Below are 25858 nucleotides of genomic sequence, written 5' to 3' on the forward strand. Positions count from 1 at the left end.
TTGATCTGAAGAATATTCATCAACGCGCGAGGCGTTGCGCCCATGAGCTGACAGCATCTTCAATCAATGCATGGGCATGAATAAAAGCGGCCTTGCCTTGACGATACGGATCTTGTATTTCGCGCTCGCTCTGCCACTTGCCGAGCAGAAATACTTTGCCTCTGGCGTGAGAGGCGATTTTCAGCACTTGATTTACATGCTGTTTTTCCATCACCAGAATCAAATCCGATTCATTCACGATGTCGGCCGTGAGTTGCCGTGCCTGGAACGTTGCGGCGCTGTGCCCGTGATCCTCAAGGACCTGCCGGGCCGAAGCTTCGACACCCTCGCCGACCCGTGCAGCAAGGCCTGCGGACGCCACGGTGATCGCCGATGAGCCCAGCGCATTGCGCAATAACAGTTCTGCCGTCGGACTTCGGCATATATTGCCAACGCAAACAACAAGGATCTTTCTGAACAAGGTTTTACTTTCCTGTGTAATGTCAAACGGCCAACATCCCGAGAGCAATTGAATGAACCCTCAAGATCTTCCTGCACTCAGAAATAGATTCGCCCTGTTAGTACTGGAGCATTAAGTACCACAGCGTCTAAAAGTCCCCCAACCACAATTAGCGGACTAAAAATAACTGTGATTTTCGGCTGTTTGATTTCCGACAAAAAATAACATTCGTGCACTAAGTGCCACCATCTCGATCGAAAACCGAGTAACGAGATCAATATTCGTAGTTGTCACTTCTCTTCGGGAGAGCAGACATGAAATCAGCACATCTCAAACGACTCGGCGCACTGGCGCTGATGACACTGGCTGCAACGCAGGTTCAAGGCAGCGAACTGTTCCCTAACCTTCCGGCCAAGAACATCGGCATTCAGGTGAAGATCCAGAATTTCACCACTGCCGACGCCACGCAGATCAAATCGGCAGGCTTCGGTTTTGTACGCTTCGGCGTGTGGAGCGAAAGCCTGACTGCCAAGGCTTATCAGCAGCAAGTCAGCGATGCTTTTGCAGCGGCCAAGTCTGCGGGGCTGGAGGTTCTGCTGACGGTCCGCGCCATCAAAGCGTTGCCCGCCACCTCAAACGCCGAACTCGCCAGCGCCGGTGAAGGCTTCGCCAAAGCCGTGACCGGGCTGGAACAGTCGTACGGCTCGCAACTGGTCGCGATCGAGCTATGGAATGAACCGGATCTGGAAACCTATTGGCCAACGGGCAAGTTCGACAGCACGTTTGTGCCGTTCATGAGCGCGGTGTGCAAGACACTGCAAGGACAGCCGCCATCGACACCAGTGGTCGGCTACGGTTTCGCCCGGCCACCCAGCGCGGGCTCGGCTTCCACGGTGGCGCTGAACCGCATTGTCAGCGAATACCCGAAATGCTTGAGCGCGGTGTCCTATCACCCGTATGGCATGACGGCCGCGCAGATCAGCAATGCGCAGGCATTTATTCAGCAGAACTTCCATCTGCCGGGCGTCATCAGTGAATGGGGCATCTCGGCGCTCGCGTCCAACGGCGGTGCCGAAGGACAGGCGAGCAAGATCAACGCGTTTATCGGCGATGTTAAAAAACTCAACATCCCGCTGACCTCCATCTACGAATGGAAGAACAGCGATACGGGCAGCAATGAACGCGAGAAGAACTTCGGCCTGCTGACGTCCGACGGGCAACCAAAACCGGCGCGCCTGTCGGTCGAAGCCCTGTTGAACGCCCAGTAGCAAATATACAACCGGCCTGTTCACAGGTCGGTTGCTTTGAACCTGTTGGCTGTTTTGGCATCGTATCCATCGATAGCCCGCCCCACCTTTCAAACAATCGTTTTCAGGTTGTTGCCGCAGGGGCCATCGATACACGTACACGCCCTTGAGTGACCGTCAGCGCTCGGGTAATGTCATCAGACCCATAGGATAGAGCACGCCCATGACTTCCAAGCTGGAACAACTCAAACAATTCACCACCGTTGTTGCTGATACCGGCGACTTCGAAGCGATCGCCCGAGTCAAACCGGTCGACGCCACCACCAACCCTTCCCTGCTGCTCAAAGCGGCGGCCATTCCGGCCTACGCCGAGCTGCTTAACGCCTGCGTCAGCGACTGCAAGGGCGATGTCGGCCTGGCCAGCGACCGCTTTGGCGTCGCAGTCGGTCAGGAAATTCTCAAAGTGATCCCGGGCCGTATTTCCACTGAAGTGGATGCGCGCTTGTCGTTCGACAAGGATGCTGTGCTGAAACGCGCGCATCGCCTGATCGAGCTGTACGACAAGGCCGGCATTGGCCGTGATCGTGTACTGATCAAGATCGCCTCGACCTGGGAAGGCATCCGCGCCGCCGAAGTGCTGGAGAAGGAAGGTATCCAGACCAACCTGACCCTGCTGTTTTCCTTTGCTCAGGCGGCCGCTTGCGCCGACGCTGGCGTGTTCCTGATTTCGCCGTTCGTGGGCCGTATCTACGACTGGTACAAGAAAGCCAACGGCAACGACTACACCGGTGCCGATGATCCGGGCGTGCAGTCGGTCACCCGCATCTACAACTACTACAAGGCCAATGACTACAAGACCGTGGTCATGGGCGCGAGCTTCCGCAACCTCAACCAGATCGAGCAACTGGCCGGCTGCGACCGCCTGACCATCAGCCCGGACCTGATCGACAAACTGGCCGCCGACACCGGCAAGCTGGAGCGCAAACTCGCCCCGGGCAACGCCGGTGAAGCCCGTCTGAGCCTCAACGAAGCGCAATTCCGCTGGTTGTCCAACGAAGACGCCATGGCCACCGAGAAACTGGCTGAGGGCATCCGTCAGTTTGCTCGCGACCAGGAAAAGCTTGAGGCGCTGTTGCAGGCCAAGCTGTGATTTGAGTTAGCGAGATGCAAAAAGGGCGAACCTGTGAGGGTTCGCCCTTTTTTGTGGGTGCTGGATAATTCCAGTGTTCTTGCGAGAGCTATCGCGAGCAGGCTCACTCCTACAAGGGATCTGTGGTCTGATCGCGATTGTGTGTCGAATGAAGAACCCTGTAGGAGTGAGCCTGCTCGCGATAGGGCCAGCAGGCTCTACCCACATTTCAGGCCCTCAGTGTCTTTCGAGGGCATTCACCAGGTCATGGAACGCTTCACGATTGGAATCGTTCAGGCCCATGAGGATCTTGTGCGCTTCAAGCACCTTGATCCGCACAACTTCTTCCGACTGGTCCTGATCCGGCAGGTCGTCAAGGCATTCCGGGCATGGCACGGGATGGTTGACGATGTTGAACACCTGCTCGAACCCCATCGATTGCAGCAGACGGGTGATGTCTTCGTGGGTGGTGACGACGGTCGGCAGCAGGCCGACCTTCTGCCGCGACAGGATCGACAGTTTGGCCAACAGGCCCAACGTCGTGCTGTCGATGCTGCGGGTTTCGGTCAAATCGATCACGATCGCGTTGAAATTCAGCGCGGTGAAGATTTTCTCAATAGTCGCATCCAACGCCGAACACAGGGTCAGGCGAACTTCACCGACGAACTTCAGGACAAAGGTGCCGTCCTGCTCGGCGAACTGGATTCTACCGGTACTCATTAAAGATTCCTGCTCAACACCAACAGGGCGATATCATCCGGCATCTCCCCTAGCGTGGCCAATCCAAACACTTGCCGCAGACCATCCAGGCTGCCGCCCGCCGACTTCACCCGTTGAGGCAAAGCGGCTTCTTTTTCTTTGAGCGTAGGTTCTGGCAAAAGATCCAGAATGCCATCCGACATCAGCGTCAGGCTGAACGTCGGCGGCAGCTCAAGCACGTGATCTTCGTAGGTGGCCTCATTGAAGAGACCCACCGGCAGACCACGCCCTTCGAGATAACGAACACTGTCAGGCGTGTACAACACAGGCAACGGCAGATGGCCGCCGATGCTATAGGTCAACAAACCGGTCTCCTCGTCGATGACTCCACCGACCATTGTGACGTGTTTACCCAGCTTACAACTGATCAGCCCCCGGTTGATATGACCAAGGACTTCCGAAGGCTTGAATTCCGGCAATGTGCCGTTGCGCTTGGATTCGAACAGCAAGCGCGTGGTCATGAACTTCAGCAGCACGGTGACGAAGGCTGAAGAGGCGCCATGACCGGAGACATCCGCCAGGTAAAACGCGACCCGACGCTCGTCGACACGGAAATAGTCGACAAAATCACCCGACAGATACAGCGACGGGATGATCTGGTGGGCGAACTTGAACTCGTCGATGCTCCACGGGCTTTCCGGCAGCATGTTCATCTGTACCTGGCGACCGGCGTTCTGGTCTTCCTGGAGCAGGTTCAGGCTGGCCTCGAGCTCGCGGTTGGCCTTTTCCAGCTTCTCGCGGTAGCGCTGGTTTTCCAGCAGCAGGCGCGCACGATCCAGGGCCCGGCGCACAGAGTGCTCGAGCACAGCCAGATCTTCGAGAGGCTTTATCAGGTAATCCGCCGCGCCCAGACGCAGGGCTTCGACCGCATCGTTCATGACGCCGGCACCCGACACCACGATCACCGGTGTTTGCGGTGACCGCTCGGTGACCTGACGGATCAGTTCGAGACCGCCCATCTGCGGCATGCGCAGATCGCAGATGACCAGGTCGGGCGTGTCTTGCTCGAATACCTGAAGACCCTGTTGGCCGTTGCTGGCCTGCAGGACGCTGAAACCACTGTCTTCCAAATAGGCCGCGAGGCTCGCGCGCACTACTTCGTCATCATCGATTATCAGCAGCGTGGCACTGGTTTTTGGCATGTGGGCAAACGGCGCCAGAATTAGGTTGGCGTAGTTGGCGAGGCATTTGGCCCTGCGCAGACTACTGGATTCGCTTTCTAGCCTCTCTGCTGCACCGCTTTCGAGCATTGTCTGCAAACGCGGTTGCACCAGAGGTGCCCTTCTAAGGCGCAGACGGTACTCCCATCCGCAGAGCGTTTCAAGCATGCGCCGATGGTCGCTTGACGACTTTACTTGTCAAATCACCGAGAGTTATAAGAACAGCTCAAACCGTAACCCAATGGAAGGACGAAGCCATGAGTCAAACCGGTCGGGACTACAGCGAAAAGCGCGATTTCATCCGCATGCGGGTCGATGCCGATGTCGTGTTGATTCATGAAGGAGATGAGGTTTCAGGGGTGTGTATCGACCTCTCCAGCAGCGGCATGCAGGTCGAAGCGCCGCGCCAGTTCGCGGTCGGCGACCGTTTGAGCGTACGCATCGACTCCGATCACGCGGCACTCACCGGCCTTGAGGCCGAGACCGAAGTGGTCTGGATTCGAGCACAGGATGACGGCGGCCAGAAACTCGGTCTGACCATTCTGAAGATGAAATAGCTACACACAAAAAAGGCGACCTTGAGGTCGCCTTTGTTTTTACCGGTCGCGATTAAAAATCGTCTTCGACCTGGCCATCCTTCACTTTGAACTCGCGGTTCTGCAAGTAAGCGTTGCGGATGAAGGTGTACTTGTCGCCGCTGATCAGCTTCTCGCTCGACAGGAGGCTGGCGCGGGTGTCGACGATGTTCAGGCCGAAGATCGAGTTACGCGTAGGCACGTGATCGATGTAGCGGTACATACCGGTGTAGCTGTCGACGTACTTGGAAGGCGCGTCACGCAGGGTGCTCGGGCCCATCAGCGGCAGCATCACGTAAGGACCGCTACCTACGCCCCAGTAACCGAGGGTCTGACCGAAGTCTTCGTCGCTGCGGTTCAGGCCCATCTTGGTGCCGACGTCGAAGAAGCCGAGCAGACCGAAGGTGGTGTTGAAGATCAAACGTGCAGTGTCGACGCCTGCGGCAGCCGGTTTGGCTTGCAGGATGTTGTTGGCAAGGTTGGTGACATCACCGACGTTGCGGAACATGTTGTGAATGCCGTCTTCCAGAAACTGCGGAGTAACGAATTCATAACCCTGCGCCAGTGGCTTCAGCGCGTAGGTGTCAACAAAGTCGTTGAACTGGAAAATCGGGCGGTTGACGCTTTCCCAAGGGTCTTCTTCCGTTGCCGCCTGAGTGGCGAACGGAGCCAGCAACAGGCCGGCACATACACAAAGCTGAGCGAGCGGATAGCTCCAGCGCATAGAAAAACTCCTTGGATTGGTACTGTCGCGGACATCGAAGCCCGGGCATTAAGGCCGCTAGTATAAGCGCAAAAGCCCGTTTGGGCAGTCGGCCAATTGTGCAAAGTTGTAGGACGCCTCCCACGCCGTGCTTCACATAGCCGTCACGCAACTGTCACCTGGAATGACTAGCCTTATCGCTATTTCAGGGACGCTGCCATGACACACGCCGAAACCTTGCCCATCGCCGCGCCAAGCCTGACGGCCGTACTGTTTGGACTCAGCGGCTGTCTGGTGGATTTCGGTGCCCGCGCTCGTCCAAATACCGCCGCCCGGCCCGAATATGCCGAGGCCACGCCGGGCGCGCTCGACAGTCTGCACAGTTTGCAGCGTCAGCAGATTCCCTGTGCGTGGCTGGATGAACTGCCGCCTGCCCTCGCCCAATCGTTGTCAGCCTTACTGCCGGCGTCGATCAAACCTGCGCAACATTCGGCAACAATCAATCCGTGGCCTGCGCCGAATGCCTGCTGGCAAGCCTTGATGGACTTGAACGTTGCCAGTCTGGACGGCTGCGTACTGGTCAGCGGTGAGCCGCGCCTGTTGCAGGCCGGCCTGAATGCCGGGCTATGGACCATCGGCCTCGCCTCCTGCGGCTCGCTGTGCGGCCTGGCGCCGGGCGAATGGCAAGCGCTGAGTCAGAAAGAACGCGAACAACTGCGTGGCAAGGCGACGATGCAGTTATTCGGCCTCGGCGTACATTCGGTCATCGATCACTTGGGCGAACTCGACACCTGCCTCGCCGATATCAGCCTGCGCCGCCTCAAAGGCGAAAAGCCCTGACCGGGATCATGCAGGTTTGCCGGGAGTGGATTAATCTAAAGGTCAGCCATAGACCTTTGGCGCGCGGCTGCGGTCAATGCCAGTGCCTACTGATAAAAGGAAAACACCATGCCCGCCCAAGAACTGCAAAAACAGCTCGATACCCTGCGCGAGCAGCTGGAGCAGAATCCGCCGCTGTCGGAAGCCGAGCGTGAGGATTTGCATGCGCTGATGGCGCAGATTGAACTGGAACTTGAACTCGAAACCAAGACCAACGATTCGAACATTGCCGACGGCGTGAACCTTGCCGTTGAACGCTTTGAAGTTGACCATCCAACCATAGCTGGCACCTTGCGCAATATCGTCAACGCGCTGGGCAGCATGGGGATCTGATTCCACGCCACACAAAAAAGCCCTGCCATCACTGGCAGGGCTTTTTCATTTCAACTTTGGCAATGCATTCCCCTGTAGGAGTGAGCCTGCTCGCGATAGCTGACTGACATTCAACGTTGATGTCGACTGCTACACCGCTATCGCGAGCAGGCTCACTCCTACATTGGGTATCTATTGACGCACCAATCGATGGTTCGGCAGCTGTACGCTTTCGGTGCTGCGATACGGGTTGATATCCAGACCGCCGCGACGCACGTAACGTGCAAACACCGTGAGCTTCTCGGGTTTCAACAAGCGCTGCAAATCGAGGAAAATCCGCTCCACACACTGTTCATGGAAGTCCGAGTGCTGACGGAAGCTGACGATGTATTCCAGCAAACTCGCATGATCCAGCGCCGAGCCGCGATATTCCACCACCACACTGCCCCAGTCCGGCTGACTGGTCACCGGACAATTGGATTTGAGCAGATGGCTGTGCACGCTCTCTTCAACAATCCGCGAATCATCGCAACGCAGCAGTTCCGGGCGCGGATGCTCATAGTTGCTGACGCTGATATCCAGATCGTCGATGCACACGCCCGGCAACGCCACGACGCCTTCCGCTTCAACGTCTTTCAGGCTGCGAACCCGCACGCCCACCGGTTTTCCAGCGGCCGCAGACAAGTCCTTGACCAGTGTCGCTTCCAATGCAGCAACGTCGGCAAACGCCGTCTGGTTCAGCGAGTTCAAATACAACTTGAACGACTTCGATTCGATAATATTCGGCGAATCCGCCGGAATGCTGAATTCGCCGATCGCCACCACCGGCTTGCCCGACGGCAGCAGCCACGACAGCTCGAAGCAGTTCCAGAAATCCACACCTTTATACGGCAGGGTTTCGGCGGTCAGGCCCAGCTCGGCCCATTTCGCGGTGCGCGGAATCGGGAACAGCAGGGACGGCGTGTAGGTGGCGATGTATTCGCTGGATTTGCCCAGCGGCGAGTGTTCGGCTGCGGGATGCATGGCGGAAACCTGACTGAATAATCAGCGGATTCTACCAGCCTTTGCCCGCGCCTTTGAGTGCTTACTGACTGACAGTCAGTTTGCCGACCATGCCCGCCTGATAATGCCCGGGAATATTGCAGGCAAACTCAAGGCTCGTGGCCTTGCTGAAGGTCCAGGTCAGTTCGGCGGTCTTGCCCGGTTCGACCAGCACGCTGTTGGGGTCGTCGTGCTTCATGCCATGGCCCATCGCTGCGTGATCCATGCCGGCCATGTCGTGGGACATTTCCTTCATGCCGGTAGGCGTAAGCATGCCGCTTTGCTGCATCTGCAACATTTCCTGCTGGTGTCTGGCGTGCATCGCCGCGTCACCGAGGTTGAATTCGTGCAACAACTGGCCTTTATTCACCAGCACAAAACGAACGGTCTCACCGGCCTTGATCTGAATGGCTTTCGGATCAAACGACATATCACCCATCACCACTTCGATGCTGCGCGTGGCTTTGGCGGCAGGCGCTGGCTGGCCGAAGTCGTAGTTGTGTGCCGGCGCGGCCCACACTGGTGAACTCAGCGCCAACAGACAGGCAGCCAACGTCAGGGATTGGCGTAAAAACATGGTCGTTCTCCAACAAGATAAGATTCAGCTTATGGGAAACTTTAGCCGGCCTGCGCTGGCATCTACCTGACAGGGAGATTACAACTTTGTCAGGTTGGCGTTTGTCGCCAGCGCTCACGGTATAAAGCTTTCGTGACTACAACACCCCCTAACCCACCCGAGTCGCCCATGAAACTGTTGATCGTCGAAGACCAAGCGAAAACCGGCCAATACCTGCGCCAGGGCCTGACCGAGGCCGGGTTCAACACCGAACTGGTGGCCGACGGCAACAGCGGTCAGCAACTGGCGCTGAGCGGTGATTACGCGCTGCTGATCCTCGACGTGATGCTGCCGGGTCGCAGCGGCTGGCAGATTCTGCAAGCGGTGCGCAGCGCCGGGCTGGATACGCCGGTACTTTTTCTCACGGCCAAAGACGCCGTGGAGGACAGGGTTCACGGCCTCGAACTGGGCGCCGACGACTATCTGGTCAAACCCTTCGCCTTCTCCGAGTTACTGGCGCGGGTGCGCAGTCTATTGCGACGCGGCAGCGCCACGCCGCAGGAAACCAGTCTGCAATTAGCTGACTTACGCCTGGATCTGATCCGCCGCCGCGTGGAGCGCAGCGGCCAGCGCATCGACCTGACCGCCAAGGAATTCGCGCTGCTGGAAATGCTTCTGCGTCGCCAAGGCGAAGTGCTGCCGAAATCGCTGATTGCCTCACAGGTCTGGGACATGAATTTCGACAGCGACACCAATGTCATCGAAGTGGCAATCCGCCGATTGCGCCTGAAAATCGACGATGAGTTCCCTGACAAACTGATCCACACCGTGCGCGGCATGGGTTACGTGCTCGAAGAGCGCAGCGCCTGATGCGCCGTTTGTCCCTGAGTTCGCGCCTGGCCTTGTTGTTTGCCGCGTGCACCGCCGTGGTTTCACTGTTCGCCGGCGTGCTGTTCGACCGCGCCAGCGAGGCGCACTTTATCGAACTCGATCAACAGCAATTGGACGGCAAACTGATTGGCCTGCGCCGCGCCTTGCAGGATGTTCAACCCGCTCAACGTGAGGCGCGGCTGGCGGATGAGCTGAGCCGTCAGGCCGATCTGTCGTTGCGCATTACCGGCAGTGACGGCCAGCGCTGGTATGACAGTTCGACGCAAATCCCCAAGGATTTGCCGCAACAATCCGGCCTGTCGACCATAAGCCATGACGGCACCGATTACCGCGTGCTCAACGCCCCGCTCTACCCGGAAAAAGCCGATTCCCCGCAACTGACAATGCTGCTGGACATCACCCATCACCAGCACTTCCTGCAACGCATGCAGCATCTGATCTGGCTGACTGTCGGTCTCTCGGCACTGGCCACCGCTTTGCTCGGTGCCTGGGCAGCACGCAGCGGCTTACGGCCATTGCGACGCATGAGTGCAGTCGCTCGTGGGATTTCCGCACAATCGCTGAATGCCCGACTCCCAGAAGAACAAATGCCGCCAGAACTTGCGGAAATGGCCCACAGCTTCAACGCCATGCTCGCACGCCTAGACGACTCGTTTCAGCGGCTCTCGGCGTTTTCCGCCGACATCGCCCATGAACTACGCACACCGCTGTCGAACCTGCTGACCCACACTCAGGTGACCCTCACCCGCCCACGGCCGATCGAAGATTACCGCGAAGCGCTGCACAGCAATCTCGAAGAACTGCAATGGATGGCGCAACTGGTCAACGACATGTTGTACCTGGCCAAGGCTGATCACGGTCTGCTGATGCCTAAGCGTGAGCCGCTGGAACTGGCGGATGAGACCGATGTGTTGCTGGAGTTTTTTGCGCCGCTGGCGGAGGACGCTGGGGTCAGGCTGAGTCGTGAGGGCCATGGGCGAATCGAGGGTGATCGCAGCATGTTGCGCCGGGCCTTATCGAACTTGCTCGATAACGCGCTGCGGTTTACCCCGGTTGAGGGCTACGTGAGCTTGCGGATCGTTGATCAACCGAACGCGGTACGCATTTCAGTCGAGAACAGTGGTGAAGGGATTTCTGCGGAGTTGTTGCCACGCCTGTTTGATCGATTTTATCGGGCCGATCCGGCGCGGCAGGAAGGCAGCAGTGAGCATGCAGGGTTGGGGTTGGCGATTACTCAATCCATCGTCCGTGCCCATGGTGGGCAGATTCATTGCGAATCTGAAGAAGGATGGACGCGGTTTGTGATTGAGCTACCCAAGGGAGATTGAGGCCAGCAGTTCCGGCCCCTTCGCGAGCAGGCTCGCTCCCACATTGGATCTGCGTCGTTCACAAATCCCCTGTGGGACCGAGCCTGCTCGCGAAAGCGGTCTAAAGGTTTATGAATATCTCAGGGCGTGAGCCGGTTCGATCTTCGCCGCCCGCCAGGCCGGATATACCGTCGCCAGGAAGCTCAGAATAAAGCCCGCCGAGCAGATCAACAGCACATCCCCACCCTGCAATTCCGACGGCAGATTGCTGACGAAGTACACGTCAGAACTGAAGATATGCTGCCCACTGACTCGCTCGATCCAGCCCACGATCTGACTGACATTCAACGCCGCAATCACGCCCAACACGCCGCCAATGATCGTACCGACAATGCCGATCACCGTGCCCTGCACCATGAAGATCGCCATGATCTGCCGTGGCGTGGCGCCGATGGTACGCAAAATCGCGATGTCCGCGCCCTTGTCGTTCACCACCATGATCAGCGTTGCGATGATATTGAACGCCGCCACCGCGACGATCATCAACAACAGCAGGCCGATCATGGTTTTTTCCATTTTCATTGCGCTGAACAGGCTGCCCTGGGTGTGGGTCCAGTCGTCAGCCTTGAAATCGGAGCCCAAACCGGCGGCGATGTCCGAGGAGACTTTCGGTGCGGCGTACAGGTCTTTGACCGCCAGACGCACGCTCTGTACCTGATTCGGCTCCCAGTGCTGCATGGTCGCGGCATCGGCCACATGGATCAGACCCATCGAGCCGTCCAGTTCAGCACCGACCTTGAACACACCGACCACGTTCAGACGCTGCATGCGCGGCGTGATGCCACCCGGCGCAGTGCTGACTTCCGGGACGATCAAGGTGATCTTGTCGCCGACATTGAGACGGAAACGCCGTGCGGTGATTTCACCGATTACCACGCCGAACTCGCCCGGTTTCAAGGCATCGAGACGGCCCTGCACGATGTGCTGGGCAACGATCGACACCTTGCCTTCCTGCGCCGGGTCAACGCCGCTGATCTGGATCGGCTGCATCAGCCCCTTATAGGAGAGCATGCCTTCCATCTCAGTGAACGGCACGGCGGCAGTCACTTCAGGATTTTTCATCGCGGCGGCGGCAACCGGCTGCCAGTCATCAATCGGCTTCACGCCAATGATGGTCGCGTGCGGCACCATGCCGAGGATGCGCGAGCTCATTTCGCGCTGGAAGCCGTTCATTACCGACAACACCACAATCATCGCCAGCACGCCGAGGGCGAGGCCGATCATCGAGGTCATCGAAATGAACGAAACAAAGCGATTGCGGCGCTTGGCGCGGGTATAGCGCGTGCCGATAAAGATCGATAACGGTCTGAACATTCGCTGGGGCACCGTATAAAAATAAAAGACCCAACGCCTTTGCAAGCGTCAGGTTTCAGCCAATCAGATGGGCGTGAGGCGACCTTCTTGCAGGTGCAATACGCGATCCATCTGGCGGGCCAGGTTCATGTCGTGAGTCACCACCAGGAACGCGGTGCGCATCGAGGTGCTGAGTTCCAGCATCAAATCCTGAATGCCCTGCGCGGTGTGCGAGTCGAGGTTGCCGGTCGGCTCGTCGAGCATCACCAGGCCTGGTTTGTTCACCAGTGCACGGGCGATGGCGACACGTTGACGCTCACCACCGGACAGTTCGGCCGGTTTGTGCTCCAGACGATGGCCGAGGCCGACGCGCTCCAGCAATGCCGTGGCGCGCTGACGGGCTTCCGGAATCGGCGTCTTGCCGATCAGCAGCGGCATGCAGACGTTTTCCAGCGCGGTGAATTCCGGCAGCAAGTGGTGGAACTGGTAAACGAAACCGAGCGCACGGTTACGCAGCAGGCCACGCTTCTTCTCGCTCAGTGCCGACAGTTCTTCACCGTCGAGCCAGACGCTGCCTTTGGTTGGCGTATCGAGACCGCCCAACAGGTTGAGCAAGGTACTTTTGCCCGAACCCGAAGTGCCGACGATCGCTACACGCTCGCCCGGGTGCAACTCCAGTTGCAGTCCGGCCAGTACTTCTACCGACTCCGGACCTTCCTCGTAGGATTTGCCCAGGTTGCGGCAGCTCAAGATTGCTTGTTCACTCATGCCCGACTCACTCATAACGTAGCGCCTCCGCCGGCTGGGTGCGCGCGGCACGCCAGGCGGGATACAGGGTGGCGAGAAAACTCAGGACCAACGCCGCCGCACAGACCATGACCACGTCCTGGCTCTGCACCTGCGACGGAAGATAATCAATGAAATACACGTCAGCATTAAGGAATTTGTGGCCGATCAGGCCTTCCAGTGCCGAGATCGCGGCGCTGACATTAAGCGCGGCGAAAATACCCACCACCGCGCCAATCGCCGTACCGACCACGCCGATCACCGTGCCTTGCACCATGAACGTGCGCATGATCGTGCCCGGCGTCGCGCCCAATGTGCGCAGAATGGCGATGTCGCCCTTCTTGTCATTCACCACCATCACCAGCGTGGAAATGATGTTGAACGCGGCAACGGCGACGATCAGCAGCAACAGCAGGCCGATCATGGCTTTTTCCATGCGGATCGCCTGATACAGATTGCCGTGGGTGCGCGTCCAGTCGCGGGCGTAGTAATGGTCTTCGCCAAGCTGCTGGGCGATGTTCCATGCCACGCGCGGCGCCTGGAACAGGTCGTCGAACTTCAGGCGAATGCCCTGCACCTGATCAGGCTTCCAGCGGTGCATCTTCGCCAGATCCTGCAGGTTGGTGACGCCCAGATAGCCGTCGAGCTCACCGGCGCCGACATGGAAAATGCCCACAACAGTGAAGCGCTTCATGCGCGGGAACATCCCGGCCGGGGTCACGCTGACCTCCGGCGCAACAAAGGTGACTTTGTCACCGATGCCCACGCCCAGCTTGGTCGCAGCCTTGTCGCCGATGACGATGCCGAAGCTGCCCGGCGTCAAATCGTCGAGTTTGCCCTGTTTCATGAAGTTGTCGATGATCGACACGTTGCGCTCAAGCGCAGGGTCGATGGCATTGAGCAACACCTTGGACACCTGACCGTTATTGGTCAGCAGGCCCTGCATCTGGGTGAACGGCGCAACCGCCGTCACCTGCGGGTTCTGCTTGACCTGGGTGGCCAGGCTTTGCCAATCGTTAATCGGCTCAGTGGATTCGATGGTCGCGTGGGGCACCATGCCCAGCACGCGGGTGCGCATCTCATGATCGAAACCATTCATCACCGATAGCACGACGATCATCACGACCACGCCAAGGGCGAGCCCGATCATCGAAGTCAGGGAAATGAATGACACAAAATGATTGCGACGCTTTGCACGGGTATAACGCGTGCCGATAAATACGAAGAGAGGTCTGAACATGTCGGGGCTTGTTCGGAGGGAAAAGGAACGTCCTTGTGGCGGGGGTCGATAACCAGCTTTACACTCAGACCACCGCCGCTACCATGGGTTCGCCATGTCGACATTAGATGAAGAAGATCGCCGCGAATACTACCGTATCGAGGACACGATCGCACTGGAAATTCGGCCCCTGTCCGCTCCCGAAGCCGCAGGCCAGGAAGTGTTGCAGGATGCTTCCCCACTCTTCAACCTGCTCAGCGAACTGCACCTGAGCGAATTCGAGTCGCAGCACCTGTTGCGCCAGATCAGCGAGCGCGACCGGGCCATCGCCGCGTTTCTGAAATCGCAGAACAAGCGCATCGACCTGCTCAGCCAGGTGGTCGCCCTGACCGTGCTCGGCCATATCGGCGAGCCGCAACCGGTGATCATCTCCGAAGGCGGGATCGACTTTCAGTACCCGACGCCGATTGCCACCGGCGCACACCTGTCGGTGAAACTGGTGCTGATGCCGCAAGCGCTGGGCCTGCTGCTGCGCGCACGCGTCACCCATTGCGACCGCAAGGGCGAAGGTTATGACGTCGGCACCGAGTTCGAACACTTGACCGATGCCCAGCGCCAGTTGCTCGCCCGCTATATCTTGCAGAAGCAGGCTCAGGAACGACGTCTGGCCCGCGAACAGAACGAATCAGGCATTTAATTTAAGGAAGAACCGTGACCCTCATCTACGGCCACCGCGGCGCCAAGGGCGAAGCACCGGAAAACACCCTGAGCAGTTTTCAGGAATGTCTCAAGCACGGCGTGCGCCGCTGCGAACTGGATCTGCACCTGTCCAAGGACGGCGAGTTGATGGTCATCCACGACCCGACCCTCAAACGCACCACGGAACGCCGCGGCAAAGTCGTTGAGCACACCGCCGCCGAATTGGTGACCTACGACGCGCGCAAGGGCGGCCCGGGCTGGATCAAGCCGTGCCCGATTCCGACGCTGGAAGAGTTGTTCGAGAAGTGTGATTTCGAGCACTGGCAACTGGAGGTCAAAAGCGCTTCACGTACGCGCGCCGCAACCACGGTGCTGGCGATTCGTGAAATGGCCCAACGGCATGGCCTGCTCGACAAGGTGACGATCACCTCGAGTTCGCGGGAAGTGTTGAAAGCTGCGCTGGATCTGGTGCCGGATGTGTCGCGCGGACTGGTCGCCGAATACGCCTGGCTCGACCCGTTGAAGGTCGCGGCCAGTTATGGCTGTGAGATTCTTGCGCTGAACTGGACGCTGTGTACGCCGGAACGCCTGCAGAAGGCGCAGCGTCAGGGACTGCATGTGTCGGTGTGGACCGTCAACGAACCTGCGCTGATGCGCAGGCTCGCCGACTTCGGCGTTGACAGCCTGATTACAGACTTTCCCGGTTTGGCCACTGCCACCCTCGAGAATTGCTGAAATCGGTCTCCCCGGCCGGCTCAGGCCACCGGCCGGAGCCCGTCAAAAAAGCCGGTTGAGGCCGTCGTACGCCGCTACCCGATAGGCTTCAGCCATGGTCGGGTAGTTGAACGTGGTGTTGACGAAGTACTTCAGGGTGTTCAGTTCGCCCGGCTGGTTCATGATCGCCTGACCGATGTGGACGATCTCCGACGCCTGATAACCGAAGCAGTGCACGCCCAGCACTTCCAGGGTTTCACGGTGGAACAGGATCTTCAGCATGCCTTGCGGCTCGCCGGCGATCTGCGCACGCGCCATGCTTTTGAAGAACGCCTTGCCGACTTCATACGGCACTTTGGCCTGGGTCAGCTCCTGCTCGTTCTTGCCGATCGAGCTGATCTCCGGAATGGTGTAGATGCCGGTCGGCACGTCATTGACGAAACGCCAGCTACCGTTATCAACGATGCTGCCAGCGGCCGAACGACCCTGGTCGTGGGCGGCACTCGCCAGGCTCGGCCAGCCGATCACGTCACCGGCACCGTAGATGTTCGGTACGCAGGTGCGGTAAGCCTCGTCGACTTCGATCTGGCCACGGCTGTTGACCTTGACGCCGATGTTTTCCAGACCGAGCTGGTCGGTGTTACCGGTACGGCCGTTGCACCAGAGCAAGGCGTCGGCCTTGATCTTCTTGCCGGACTTGAGGTGCAGGATCACGCCGTTGTCGACGCCTTCAACGCGATCGTAATCTTCATTGTGGCGCACGGTGATGTTGTTGTTGCTGAAGTGGTAGCTCAACGCCTGGGAGATTTCCGAGTCGAGGAAGCTCAGCAACTGACCACGGTTATCGACCAGTTCAACCAGTACACCCAGACCGCTGAAGATCGAGGCGTATTCGCAGCCGATCACGCCGGCGCCGTAAACGATGAGTTTACGCGGGGTGTGGCCGAGGCTGAGGATGGTGTCGCTATCGTAGATACGCGGGTGATGAAAATCGATGTCCGCCGGGCGATACGGGCGCGAGCCGGTGGCGATGATGATGTGCTTGGCGACCAGTTTTTCGACCACACCGTTGGCGCAGACCACTTCGATGGTTTGTTCGTCGGCGAAGCTGCCGGTGCCGAAGAACACGTCGACGCGGTTACGGGCGTAGTAGCCGGTGCGCGAGGCGACTTGTTTGGAAATGACTTTCTCGGCGCTTTTCAACACGTCCGGGAAGGAGAACCAGCGTGGCTCACCGATCGCCCGGAACATAGGATTGGTGTTGAACTGCATGATCTGCCGCACCGAATGACGCAGTGCCTTGGACGGGATGGTGCCGAGGTGGGTGCAGTTGCCGCCGACCTGGCGACGGCTGTCGACCATCGCGACCTTGCGCCCTGCTTTGGCGGCGTTCATTGCCGCGCCTTCTCCCGCCGGGCCGGAACCCAGTACCACCACGTCGTAGTTGTAGACAGCCATGCGTACTCCTCAGAACAGGCCGCGGTGCCAGCAGCACCGGCGGCTAAATCACGCCGAACGGCGGCGCGAAGGAACAATTGGGGGTCAATCAAGAACCCGGACACAGTCTATAGAAGCGTCAACGCCGCGCACATTAACCCTTGGTCGCGTCGTAGGCTACTTTTGCCTGCACTACAACGCCAGCTTTCGTATTGTTCTCAGTCAGTTTTTTGCCGCTGAGTTGCTCGAAAGCGTGACTGGTGCGGATGACAAAACCTGTATCGGCACGAATCACGAAGAATGCACCAATCTCATGTTTTTCGGCATAGTCCCACGCCCTTTCCGGGCCAAGAATCAGCAACAGCGTCGATAGTCCATCGGCCATCAGCGCTGAAGGATGAATCACCGTGACTGACGCCAGGCTGTGTAGGACCGGTGCCCCCGTGCGGGCATCAAAGGTGTGGGAATAGCGCCGACCGTCCTGCAGGAAATAGTTGCGGTAGTCGCCGGAGGTGGAAACGCCGTAGCCGTCGACATTGATGATGCGCTCGGCGACCTGTTGATCATCACGAGGTTCTTCCAAAGCAATGCGCCAGGGCGAGCCGTCGAGTTTTCTGCCTTTGGCCTTTAATTCACCTGTGACTTCGGCCAAGTAGTCTTGAATGCCCATGGCGTCGAGCCTCGCCGCGATAGTGTCGACGGCATAACCGGCGGCGATGCTGTTGAAGTCGACTTCGACGGCGGCGTCCTTGCACAACTGATCGCCATTGATGCGCAAGTGCTGATGACCGACGCGCGACATCACCTCGGCGAGTGCGGCGGCGCCAGGGACTTTCTCTTCGCGTCCCTGCGGGCCGAATCCCCAGAGATTCATCAGCGGCTCGACAGTGAGGTCGTAGGAGCCTTCGCTTTGCACTGACAGCTGTTCGCCAACGCGGACCAATTCAAGAACCGATGCAGGCATTTTCTGACAGCTATTCGCGGGCAAAGCGTTGAAGCGCTCGATGTCCGAGTCATTGCGATAGGTGGATAACTGCCGATCGACTTCGCCGAGGATACCCTCCACTTCACTGCGAACCTGCGCTGATTCAGGCATGCCGGCGTGGCGCACGTACTTGATCGAATACGTGCTGCCCATGGTCGGCCCACCGAAGCCTTCCATGGAGTCGCCACTACCGCAGCCAGCCAATAGGCCAGCCAGAATCACAAGCCCAAGCAACCGTCCAATGAACAATTATTCATCTCTCCGTAAAACCGCGGCGGCCATTATGAATTAAAGGATCTGCAACATCTTTATACAAAATCCAATAGTGAGTACCTGAACATGTCCTCCACCACGGGCAAAGGCAAAGCGATCTTTCGCGTTGTCAGCGGCAACTTTCTCGAAATGTTCGACTTTATGGTCTATGGCTTCTACGCCACAGCCATCGCCAAGACCTTCTTCCCCACCGACAGCGCTTTCGCGTCGTTGATGTTGTCGCTGGCGACCTTTGGTGCCGGCTTCCTGATGCGACCGCTCGGGGCAATCTTCCTCGGCGCCTACATCGACCGTCATGGCCGTCGTCAGGGCCTGATCATCACATTGGCGCTGATGGCTGCCGGTACGGTGCTGATTGCCTGCGTACCGGGCTATGCCACCCTTGGTGTCGCCGCGCCGCTGATCGTACTGTTCGGTCGCTTGCTGCAAGGCTTTTCGGCTGGCGTGGAGCTGGGCGGTGTCTCTGTCTATCTGGCAGAAATCGCCACACCGGGCCGCAAGGGCTTCTTCGTCAGTTGGCAGTCTGCGAGCCAGCAAGCAGCGGTGGTCTTCGCCGGATTGCTCGGTGTGGGTCTCAACCATTGGCTGAGCCCGGAACAAATGGGTGACTGGGGCTGGCGCGTGCCGTTCCTGATCGGCTGCATGATTGTGCCAGTGATCTTCGTCATTCGCCGCTCGCTTGAGGAAACCCCGGAATTCCAGGCGCGGAAACATCGCCCTACCCTGCGGGAAATTGTCCGCTCGATCGGTCAGAACTTTGGCATCGTCATCGCTGGCATGGCGCTGGTGGTGATGACCACGGTGTCTTTCTACCTGATCACCGCCTACACCCCGACGTTCGGCAAGGCTGAGCTGCACCTGTCGGACTTCGACGCGTTACTGGTGACGGTATGTATCGGTCTGTCGAACTTCTTCTGGTTGCCGGTGATGGGTTCGGTGTCTGACAAGATCGGACGTAAACCCCTACTGCTGGCGGCGACGATTCTGGCGATTCTTACAGCCTATCCGGCGCTGTCGTGGCTGGTGGCGAACCCAAGCTTCAGCCATTTGCTGATCGTCGAGTTGTGGTTGTCGTTCCTGTACGGCTCGTACAACGGCGCGATGGTGGTGGCGCTGACCGAGATCATGCCGGTGGAGGTGCGTACGACCGGCTTCTCGCTGGCCTATAGCTTGGCGACGGCAACCTTCGGCGGGTTTACCCCGGCGGCGTGTACGTATTTGATTCATGTGCTGGATAACAAGGCGGCACCGGGAATCTGGCTCAGTGGTGCAGCGGTGTTGGGGTTGATTGCGACGCTGGTGCTGTTCCGGGGCAATAAGCACGAGTTACGTACTGCGCAAGCAGCCATACCCGGCGGCGCTCGTTAAATAGCTATCGCGAGCAGGCTCACTCCTACATTGGATCTGCGTCGTTCACAAATCCCCATGTAGGAGTGAGCCTGCTCGCGATGAGGCCTAGACTGGCATCACAGATCCAACTGACACACAAACAAAAACGCCCCGACCAAAGCCGGGGCGTTTTCATGTGCAGCTATCGCTTAGCGCGGGAACGCTGGCGGATTCACATCAGCCATGTCTTCCATCACGCGGATAACCTGGCAGCTGTAACCGAACTCGTTGTCGTACCAGACGTACAGAACAACGCGGTTGTCCTGAACGATGGTCGCTTCGGCATCGACCACACCGGCGTGGCGCGAACCAACGAAGTCAGTCGAAACCACTTCCTGCGAATTGACGAAGTCGATTTGCTTGTGCAGATCGGAGTGCAGCGCCATGTAGCGCAGGTACTCGTTCATCTCTTCACGGGTGGCGGCTTTCTCAAGGTTGAGGTTGAGAATGGCCATCGACACGTTTGGCGTCGGCACACGGATCGCGTTACCGGTCAGCTTGCCGGCCAGCTCAGGCAGGGCCTTGGCAGCAGCGGTGGCAGCACCGGTCTCGGTGATTACCATGTTCAGCGCGGCGCTACGACCACGGCGATCGCCTTTGTGGAAGTTGTCGATCAGGTTCTGGTCGTTGGTGTACGAGTGAACGGTTTCGACGTGACCGTTGATGATGCCGAACTTGTCATTCACAGCTTTCAGCACCGGCACGATGGCGTTGGTGGTGCAGGAAGCGGCGGAGACGATCTTGTCATCAGCGGTGATTTCACCGTGGTTGATGCCGTGAACGATGTTCTTCAGCTTGCCTTTGCCAGGCGCGGTCAGAACAACGCGGTCGATACCCGGGCACTGCAAGTGCTGACCCAGGCCATCGGCGTCACGCCATACACCGGTGTTGTCCACCAGCAGCGCGTCTTTGATGCCGTACTGGGTGTAATCCACTTCGGTCGGGTTCTTCGCGTAGATCACCTGGATCAGGTTACCGTTGGCGGTGATGGTGTTGTTTTCTTCGTCGATGGTAATGGTGCCGTTGAACGAACCGTGTACCGAATCGCGACGCAGCAGGCTGGCGCGTTTGGTCAGGTCGTTTTCGGCGCCTTTGCGCACGACGATGGCACGCAGACGCAAGCCGTCGCCACCACCGGTTTTTTCAATCAGGATGCGCGCCAGCAGACGACCGATACGACCGAAGCCGTACAGCACAACGTCAGTGCCTTTACGTGCGGAAGCGTTTTGCTGGCCAACCACGTCAGCCATTTCTTCACGAACGAACTGCTCGGCGCTGCGGCCATTGCCTTCGTTGCGGAATTTGAACGCCAACTTGCCCAGATCTACCGAAGCCGCGCCGAGCTTGAGCTCGCTCATGGCTTTGAGCAGTGGGAATGTTTCGTGGACGGAGAGTTCGCTGTCGTCGGAAGAACGGTGGCGCGCAAAGCGGTGAGCTTTGAGAATCGCGATGACAGACTGGTTGATCAGGCTGCGGCCATAGATCGAGCTCACCACGTTGTTATTGCGGTAGAGCTGACCGATAAGCGGAATCATCGCTTCTGCGAGTGCTTCACGGTCGATCCATTCACCAAGACACTGGTCGGGCTTCTGAGTCACGGTAACCTTCCACATGTAGGGGCAGAAAAAAGGGGCTACATTATGCCGCCGACAACCTCATTCAGCAATGCGCGCTTGTCGCGAAATCGGTAACAAAATCCCTTTCAAAAAAATCACGCCTCGCGCCAGCCCAGTAAATACGCGGCCTCCAGCGCTGTCAATTATTCGTCGACTGTTAGACGATGTCTGTAACCCTCCGTAACACCACCCGGTTTCGGCACTACATAACTGCAAAAAAACAGCTCGTTTTTATGGTTACCACTACATTTCGCCGAAACTGCGAAGATAGACGTAGTCTGCAACTGACAGGCGGCACCGGACGCCGCTACAATTACCGACTTTGTCGCAAAGCCTGGAGCTCAACCTTCCGTGCCCGTTCTGCGTCTACCGCTACTCCCTGCCGAGGCAGGTAAACAGCATTGGGGCAATTTGCCCGGTGCTGCCCTCAGCCTGGCGATTGCCGAGGCTGCCAGCGCTGCCAAGCGCTTCACCCTGCTACTGACCGCCGACAGCCAAAGCGCTGAACGACTGGAACAGGAGCTGAGTTTCTTCGCCCCGGATTTGCCCGTTCTGCATTTCCCCGACTGGGAAACCCTGCCGTACGACCTGTTCTCGCCGCACCAGGACATCATTTCCCAGCGTATTGCCAGCTTATACAGGCTGCCGGAGTTGGCGCATGGTGTGCTGGTGGTGCCGATTACCACAGCGTTGCACCGCCTGGCGCCGACCAAGTTCCTGCTCGGCAGCAGCCTGGTGCTGGATGTAGGGCAGAAGCTCGACGTTGAGCAGATGCGTTCGCGGCTCGAAGCCAGTGGCTATCGCTACGTCGACACGGTGTATGAGCACGGCGAGTTCACCGTCCGTGGCGCACTGATCGACTTGTTCCCGATGGGCAGCAAACTGCCCTATCGGATCGACCTGTTCGACGACGAAATCGAAACCCTGCGCACTTTCGATCCGGAAAACCAGCGTTCCATCGACAAGGTCGATTCGGTCAAGCTGCTGCCGGCCCGCGAGTTCCCGCTGCAAAAAGACGCGGTCACCCGTTTCAAGGCGCGCTTCCGCGAGCGTTTCGATGTCGACTTCCGGCGCTGCCCGATCTTTCAGGATCTGAGCAGCGGCATCACGCCGGCCGGTATCGAGTACTACCTGCCGTTGTTCTTCGACGAAACCTCGACGCTGTTCGATTACCTGCCGCAAGACACGCAAGTGTTCTCGCTGCCGGGCATCGAGCAAGCGGCGGAGAATTTCTGGAACGACGTGCGCAATCGTTACGAAGAACGTCGCGTCGACCCATCGCGTCCTTTATTGCCACCAGCGGAACTGTTCCTGCCGGTGGAAGATTGTTTCGCTCGCTTGAAGAGCTGGCCACGTGTCGTTGCCAGTCAACAGGACGTGGAAACCGGCGTCGGCCGCGAGCGCTTCCCCGCGCAGGCTCTGCCGAATCTGGCGATCGAAGCCAAAGCCACGCAACCGCTGGCGGCGCTGTCGGCATTTCTTGATGAATTCCCCGGCCGCGTGCTGTTCACCGCTGAATCCGCCGGCCGTCGCGAAGTCCTGCTGGAGTTGCTTGAGCGCCTGAAGCTGCGACCGAAAACCGTCGACAGCTGGCCGGACTTCGTCGCGAGCAAGGATCGCCTGGCGATCACCATTGCCCCGCTCGACGAAGGTCTGATGCTGGATGACCCGGCACTGGCGCTGGTCGCGGAAAGTCCGCTGTTCGGCCAACGCGTGATGCAACGTCGGCGTCGCGAGAAACGCAGCGACGTCAGCAATGACGCGGTGATCAAGAACCTCACCGAGCTGCGCGAAGGTGCGCCGGTGGTGCACATTGACCACGGCGTCGGCCGCTATCTGGGCCTGACGATTCTGGAAATCGACAACCAGGCCGCCGAGTTCCTCACCCTCGAATACGCCGAGAACGCCAAGCTTTATGTGCCGGTGGCCAACCTGCACTTGATCGCGCGCTACACCGGCAGCGACGATTCGCTGGCCCCGCTGCACCGCCTCGGCTCCGAGACCTGGCAGAAAGCCAAGCGCAAAGCCGCCGAGCAAGTGCGCGATGTCGCCGCCGAACTGCTCGACATCTATGCCCGTCGTGCGGCTCGCGAAGGTTATGCATTCGCTGACCCGAAAGCCGATTACGCCACATTCAGCGCTGGTTTCCCGTTCGAAGAAACCCCGGATCAACAATCGACCATCGAAGCTGTGCGCGAAGACATGCTCGCGCCGAAACCGATGGATCGCCTGGTCTGCGGCGACGTCGGTTTCGGCAAGACCGAAGTGGCCATGCGCGCGGCGTTCATCGCCGTGCACGGCGGTCGCCAAGTGGCGATTCTGGTGCCGACCACCCTGCTCGCCCAGCAGCATTACAACAGCTTCCGCGACCGCTTCGCCGACTGGCCGGTGACCGTGGAGGTGATGAGCCGCTTCAAATCGGCCAAGGAAGTGAATGCGGCGATTGCCGATCTGGCCGAAGGCAAGATCGACATCGTCATCGGCACGCACAAGCTGCTGTCCGACGACGTCAAAATCAAGAACCTCGGGCTGGTGATCATCGACGAAGAGCACCGTTTCGGTGTCCGTCAGAAAGAGCAGCTCAAAGCCCTGCGCAGTGAAGTCGACATTCTCACGCTGACCGCCACGCCCATTCCGCGCACGCTGAACATGGCGGTGTCGGGCATGCGCGACCTGTCGATCATCGCCACGCCGCCGGCGCGACGCCTGTCGGTGCGCACCTTCGTCATGGAGCAGAACAAGAGCACGGTCAAAGAGGCCCTGCTGCGCGAACTGCTGCGCGGCGGTCAGGTGTACTACCTGCACAACGATGTGAAAACCATCGAGAAGTGCGCTGCCGATCTCGCCGAACTGGTGCCGGAAGCGCGTATCGGTATCGGTCACGGACAGATGCGCGAACGCGAACTCGAACAGGTGATGAGCGACTTTTATCACAAGCGCTTCAACGTGCTGATCGCCTCGACCATCATCGAGACCGGCATCGACGTGCCGAGCGCCAACACCATCATCATCGAACGCGCTGACAAGTTCGGTCTGGCGCAACTGCACCAGTTGCGTGGCCGAGTCGGCCGTAGTCACCACCAGGCATATGCGTACCTGCTGACGCCGCCGCGCCAGCAAATCACTTCGGACGCGGAAAAGCGTCTGGAGGCGATCGCCAACACTCAGGATCTCGGCGCCGGTTTCGTACTGGCGACCAACGACCTGGAAATCCGTGGCGCTGGCGAACTGCTTGGCGATGGTCAAAGCGGACAGATTCAGGCTGTGGGCTTCACGCTGTACATGGAAATGCTCGAGCGCGCGGTGAAGTCGATCCGCAAGGGCGAGCAACCGAACCTCGATCAGCCGCTGGGCGGTGGCCCGGAAGTCAACCTGCGCGTGCCGGCGCTGATTCCGGAAGACTATCTGCCGGACGTTCACGCACGCCTGATTCTGTACAAGCGCATTGCTTCGGCCACCGATGAGGAAGGCCTGAAGGATCTGCAAGTCGAGATGATCGACCGTTTCGGCTTGTTACCGGAACCGACGAAGAATCTGGTGCGCATCACAGCGCTGAAGTTGCAGGCTGAGCAGTTGGGCATCAAGAAGGTCGATGGCGGCCCGCAAGGTGGACGCATCGAGTTTGAAGCGCAGACGCCGGTCGATCCGATGACGCTGATCAAGCTGATTCAGAGCCAGCCAAAACGCTACAAATTCGAAGGCGCCACAATGTTCAAGTTCCAAGTGCCGATGGAACGCCCGGAAGAGCGCTTTAATACTGTAGAGGCGCTGTTTGAGCGCCTCCTCCCGAAATCTGTTTGAAGGACGCCCAATGCGCCTGTTTCGTTCGCTGACTTTGCTGCTCACCTTGGTAGCACCCTCGGTTTTCGCCGACGACCTGTATCAGGTCGAAATGATTCTGGTGCGCCAGAACGCTGTGCCGGCCATTGTCAGCCGTGCTGCGCCGGAAGACTGGGCCGCTGGTGCCCAGCGCTTGGGCGACGACAGCAAGCGCACGCCTGCGTTGAATGACGTGGTGACTAAACTCACCGCCAGTGGCGACTACACAGTCTTGATGCACAAGGCTTGGCAGCAAACCCTCGGTGAAGCGCCGGCGAAAGTCGCGGTCAGCGACGGTCAGGAACAGTACGGCCAATTCCCGATCGAGGGCACCCTGGAGATGAAGCTCGGACGCTTCACCGACGTGACTGCCGACTTCTGGGTCAATCAGATCGACGCCAATGGCCTGGTCACTGCCAGCGAGCGCCTGAAACAGGACAGCCACACCAAGAACGGCCAGCTCAACTATCTCGACAACGGCCATCTGGCCCTGCTGATCAAGATCACTTCCCTGACCGCGCCTGCGCCACGGGAAGCGCCTGAAGCGATTCCGGACTGATCGAAGTCCTT

At 58.7% G+C, this 25858-nt stretch carries 24 protein-coding genes; 12 read left to right on the plus strand and 12 right to left on the minus strand.

Going from position 1 to position 25858, the window contains the following annotated elements:
* Positions 1–19: 19 nt before the first annotated feature.
* Positions 20–460, minus strand: coding sequence for a low molecular weight protein-tyrosine-phosphatase (locus U6037_RS19580; protein WP_242208602.1), 441 nt, complete (start codon positions 458–460; stop codon positions 20–22).
* A 293-nt stretch (positions 461–753) separates the two neighbouring features.
* Here U6037_RS19580 and U6037_RS19585 point away from each other — a divergent pair, with 293 nt between their 5' ends.
* Entirely contained in the window at positions 754–1707 is a 954-nt protein-coding gene (locus tag U6037_RS19585) for a cellulase family glycosylhydrolase (protein ID WP_322844226.1), read from the plus strand.
* Between the two features lie 202 nt (positions 1708–1909).
* Positions 1910–2836, plus strand: a complete 927-nt coding sequence (gene tal, locus U6037_RS19590) for a transaldolase (RefSeq protein ID WP_016986723.1) — start codon at positions 1910–1912, stop codon at positions 2834–2836.
* Between the two features lie 216 nt (positions 2837–3052).
* Here the strand turns inward: tal and rssC are convergent, their stop codons facing one another.
* Both rssC and rssB read right to left on the minus strand, forming a co-directional pair.
* Positions 3053–3535, minus strand: a complete 483-nt coding sequence (gene rssC / locus U6037_RS19595) for an anti-sigma factor antagonist RssC (protein ID WP_003226553.1) — start codon at positions 3533–3535, stop codon at positions 3053–3055.
* The gene (gene rssB, locus U6037_RS19600; protein ID WP_016986724.1) at positions 3535–4716 is read right to left on the minus strand and encodes a two-component system response regulator RssB; all 1182 of its coding nucleotides are present in this window, start codon (positions 4714–4716) and stop codon (positions 3535–3537) included. The genes rssC and rssB overlap by 1 nt, the downstream gene beginning before the upstream one ends.
* 275 nt (positions 4717–4991) lie before the next feature.
* Here rssB and U6037_RS19605 point away from each other — a divergent pair, with 275 nt between their 5' ends.
* Positions 4992–5291 carry a PilZ domain-containing protein gene (locus U6037_RS19605; RefSeq protein WP_322844227.1) on the plus strand — a complete coding sequence of 100 codons (300 nt, stop codon included), beginning with the start codon at positions 4992–4994 and terminating at the stop codon, positions 5289–5291.
* A gap of 52 nt (positions 5292–5343) precedes the next feature.
* Here U6037_RS19605 and U6037_RS19610 read toward each other — a convergent pair whose 3' ends face one another.
* Positions 5344–6033, minus strand: a complete 690-nt coding sequence (locus U6037_RS19610) for a VacJ family lipoprotein (protein ID WP_322844228.1) — start codon at positions 6031–6033, stop codon at positions 5344–5346.
* A 198-nt stretch (positions 6034–6231) separates the two neighbouring features.
* On the opposite strand from U6037_RS19610, the gene U6037_RS19615 reads away from it, so the two are divergent.
* Positions 6232–6852, plus strand: coding sequence for an HAD family phosphatase (locus U6037_RS19615; protein ID WP_322844229.1), 621 nt, complete (start codon positions 6232–6234; stop codon positions 6850–6852).
* A 108-nt stretch (positions 6853–6960) separates the two neighbouring features.
* Entirely contained in the window at positions 6961–7224 is a 264-nt protein-coding gene (locus tag U6037_RS19620; protein WP_095121064.1) for a DUF4404 family protein, read from the plus strand.
* A gap of 171 nt (positions 7225–7395) precedes the next feature.
* On the opposite strand, the gene queF is transcribed toward U6037_RS19620, so the two are convergent.
* Together queF and U6037_RS19630 are read right to left on the minus strand one after the other, a co-directional pair.
* Complete coding sequence (gene queF, locus U6037_RS19625; RefSeq protein ID WP_322844230.1) at positions 7396–8226, minus strand: NADPH-dependent 7-cyano-7-deazaguanine reductase QueF; 831 nt, start codon at positions 8224–8226, stop codon at positions 7396–7398.
* A 61-nt stretch (positions 8227–8287) separates the two neighbouring features.
* Positions 8288–8821 carry a cupredoxin domain-containing protein gene (locus U6037_RS19630; protein WP_150751282.1) on the minus strand — a complete coding sequence of 178 codons (534 nt, stop codon included), beginning with the start codon at positions 8819–8821 and terminating at the stop codon, positions 8288–8290.
* Between the two features lie 168 nt (positions 8822–8989).
* On the opposite strand from U6037_RS19630, the gene U6037_RS19635 reads away from it, so the two are divergent.
* Together U6037_RS19635 and U6037_RS19640 are read left to right on the plus strand one after the other, a co-directional pair.
* The gene (locus tag U6037_RS19635) at positions 8990–9670 is read left to right on the plus strand and encodes a heavy metal response regulator transcription factor (RefSeq protein ID WP_322844231.1); all 681 of its coding nucleotides are present in this window, start codon (positions 8990–8992) and stop codon (positions 9668–9670) included.
* Positions 9670–11019: a heavy metal sensor histidine kinase gene (locus tag U6037_RS19640; protein WP_322844232.1), complete on the plus strand. Its 1350-nt coding sequence runs from the start codon at positions 9670–9672 to the stop codon at positions 11017–11019. Before U6037_RS19635 ends, U6037_RS19640 begins: the two co-directional genes overlap by 1 nt.
* Positions 11020–11127: 108 nt before the next feature.
* Here the strand turns inward: U6037_RS19640 and U6037_RS19645 are convergent, their stop codons facing one another.
* The 3 genes from U6037_RS19645 to U6037_RS19655 form a co-directional block, all read right to left on the minus strand.
* Positions 11128–12372 (minus strand): lipoprotein-releasing ABC transporter permease subunit, encoded by a 1245-nt coding sequence (locus U6037_RS19645; RefSeq protein ID WP_322844233.1) that lies wholly within the window; start codon positions 12370–12372, stop codon positions 11128–11130.
* Between the two features lie 63 nt (positions 12373–12435).
* Entirely contained in the window at positions 12436–13134 is a 699-nt protein-coding gene (lolD, locus tag U6037_RS19650; protein ID WP_123451267.1) for a lipoprotein-releasing ABC transporter ATP-binding protein LolD, read from the minus strand.
* On the minus strand, positions 13127–14377 hold the full coding sequence (locus U6037_RS19655; RefSeq protein ID WP_034156426.1) for a lipoprotein-releasing ABC transporter permease subunit: 1251 nt from the start codon (positions 14375–14377) through the stop codon (positions 13127–13129). Before U6037_RS19655 ends, lolD begins: the two co-directional genes overlap by 8 nt.
* A 94-nt stretch (positions 14378–14471) precedes the next feature.
* Between U6037_RS19655 and U6037_RS19660 the strand changes: the two genes are divergently transcribed.
* The gene (locus tag U6037_RS19660; RefSeq protein WP_016986736.1) at positions 14472–15053 is read left to right on the plus strand and encodes a PilZ domain-containing protein; all 582 of its coding nucleotides are present in this window, start codon (positions 14472–14474) and stop codon (positions 15051–15053) included.
* 14 nt (positions 15054–15067) lie between these two features.
* Positions 15068–15790 carry a glycerophosphodiester phosphodiesterase gene (locus tag U6037_RS19665; RefSeq protein ID WP_007910500.1) on the plus strand — a complete coding sequence of 241 codons (723 nt, stop codon included), beginning with the start codon at positions 15068–15070 and terminating at the stop codon, positions 15788–15790.
* 42 nt (positions 15791–15832) lie between these two features.
* Here the strand turns inward: U6037_RS19665 and sthA are convergent, their stop codons facing one another.
* Positions 15833–17227 (minus strand): Si-specific NAD(P)(+) transhydrogenase, encoded by a 1395-nt coding sequence (sthA, locus tag U6037_RS19670; protein WP_007984277.1) that lies wholly within the window; start codon positions 17225–17227, stop codon positions 15833–15835.
* A gap of 133 nt (positions 17228–17360) precedes the next feature.
* Complete coding sequence (locus U6037_RS19675; protein WP_416221686.1) at positions 17361–18368, minus strand: FAD:protein FMN transferase; 1008 nt, start codon at positions 18366–18368, stop codon at positions 17361–17363.
* 162 nt (positions 18369–18530) lie between these two features.
* Between U6037_RS19675 and U6037_RS19680 the strand changes: the two genes are divergently transcribed.
* Positions 18531–19832 (plus strand): MFS transporter, encoded by a 1302-nt coding sequence (locus U6037_RS19680; protein WP_016986740.1) that lies wholly within the window; start codon positions 18531–18533, stop codon positions 19830–19832.
* Between the two features lie 170 nt (positions 19833–20002).
* Here U6037_RS19680 and U6037_RS19685 read toward each other — a convergent pair whose 3' ends face one another.
* Positions 20003–21466 carry a glyceraldehyde-3-phosphate dehydrogenase gene (locus tag U6037_RS19685; protein WP_016986741.1) on the minus strand — a complete coding sequence of 488 codons (1464 nt, stop codon included), beginning with the start codon at positions 21464–21466 and terminating at the stop codon, positions 20003–20005.
* A gap of 354 nt (positions 21467–21820) precedes the next feature.
* Between U6037_RS19685 and mfd the strand changes: the two genes are divergently transcribed.
* Together mfd and U6037_RS19695 are read left to right on the plus strand one after the other, a co-directional pair.
* Positions 21821–25270 carry a transcription-repair coupling factor gene (gene mfd, locus U6037_RS19690; protein WP_322844235.1) on the plus strand — a complete coding sequence of 1150 codons (3450 nt, stop codon included), beginning with the start codon at positions 21821–21823 and terminating at the stop codon, positions 25268–25270.
* Between the two features lie 10 nt (positions 25271–25280).
* A complete protein-coding gene (locus U6037_RS19695) occupies positions 25281–25847 on the plus strand; it encodes a CsiV family protein (RefSeq protein ID WP_322844236.1) in 567 nt (188 codons plus the stop codon).
* Positions 25848–25858 lie beyond the last annotated feature (11 nt).

Origin of the sequence: Pseudomonas sp. B33.4 (assembly GCF_034555375.1) — a bacterium.
Classification (GTDB): domain Bacteria; phylum Pseudomonadota; class Gammaproteobacteria; order Pseudomonadales; family Pseudomonadaceae; genus Aquipseudomonas.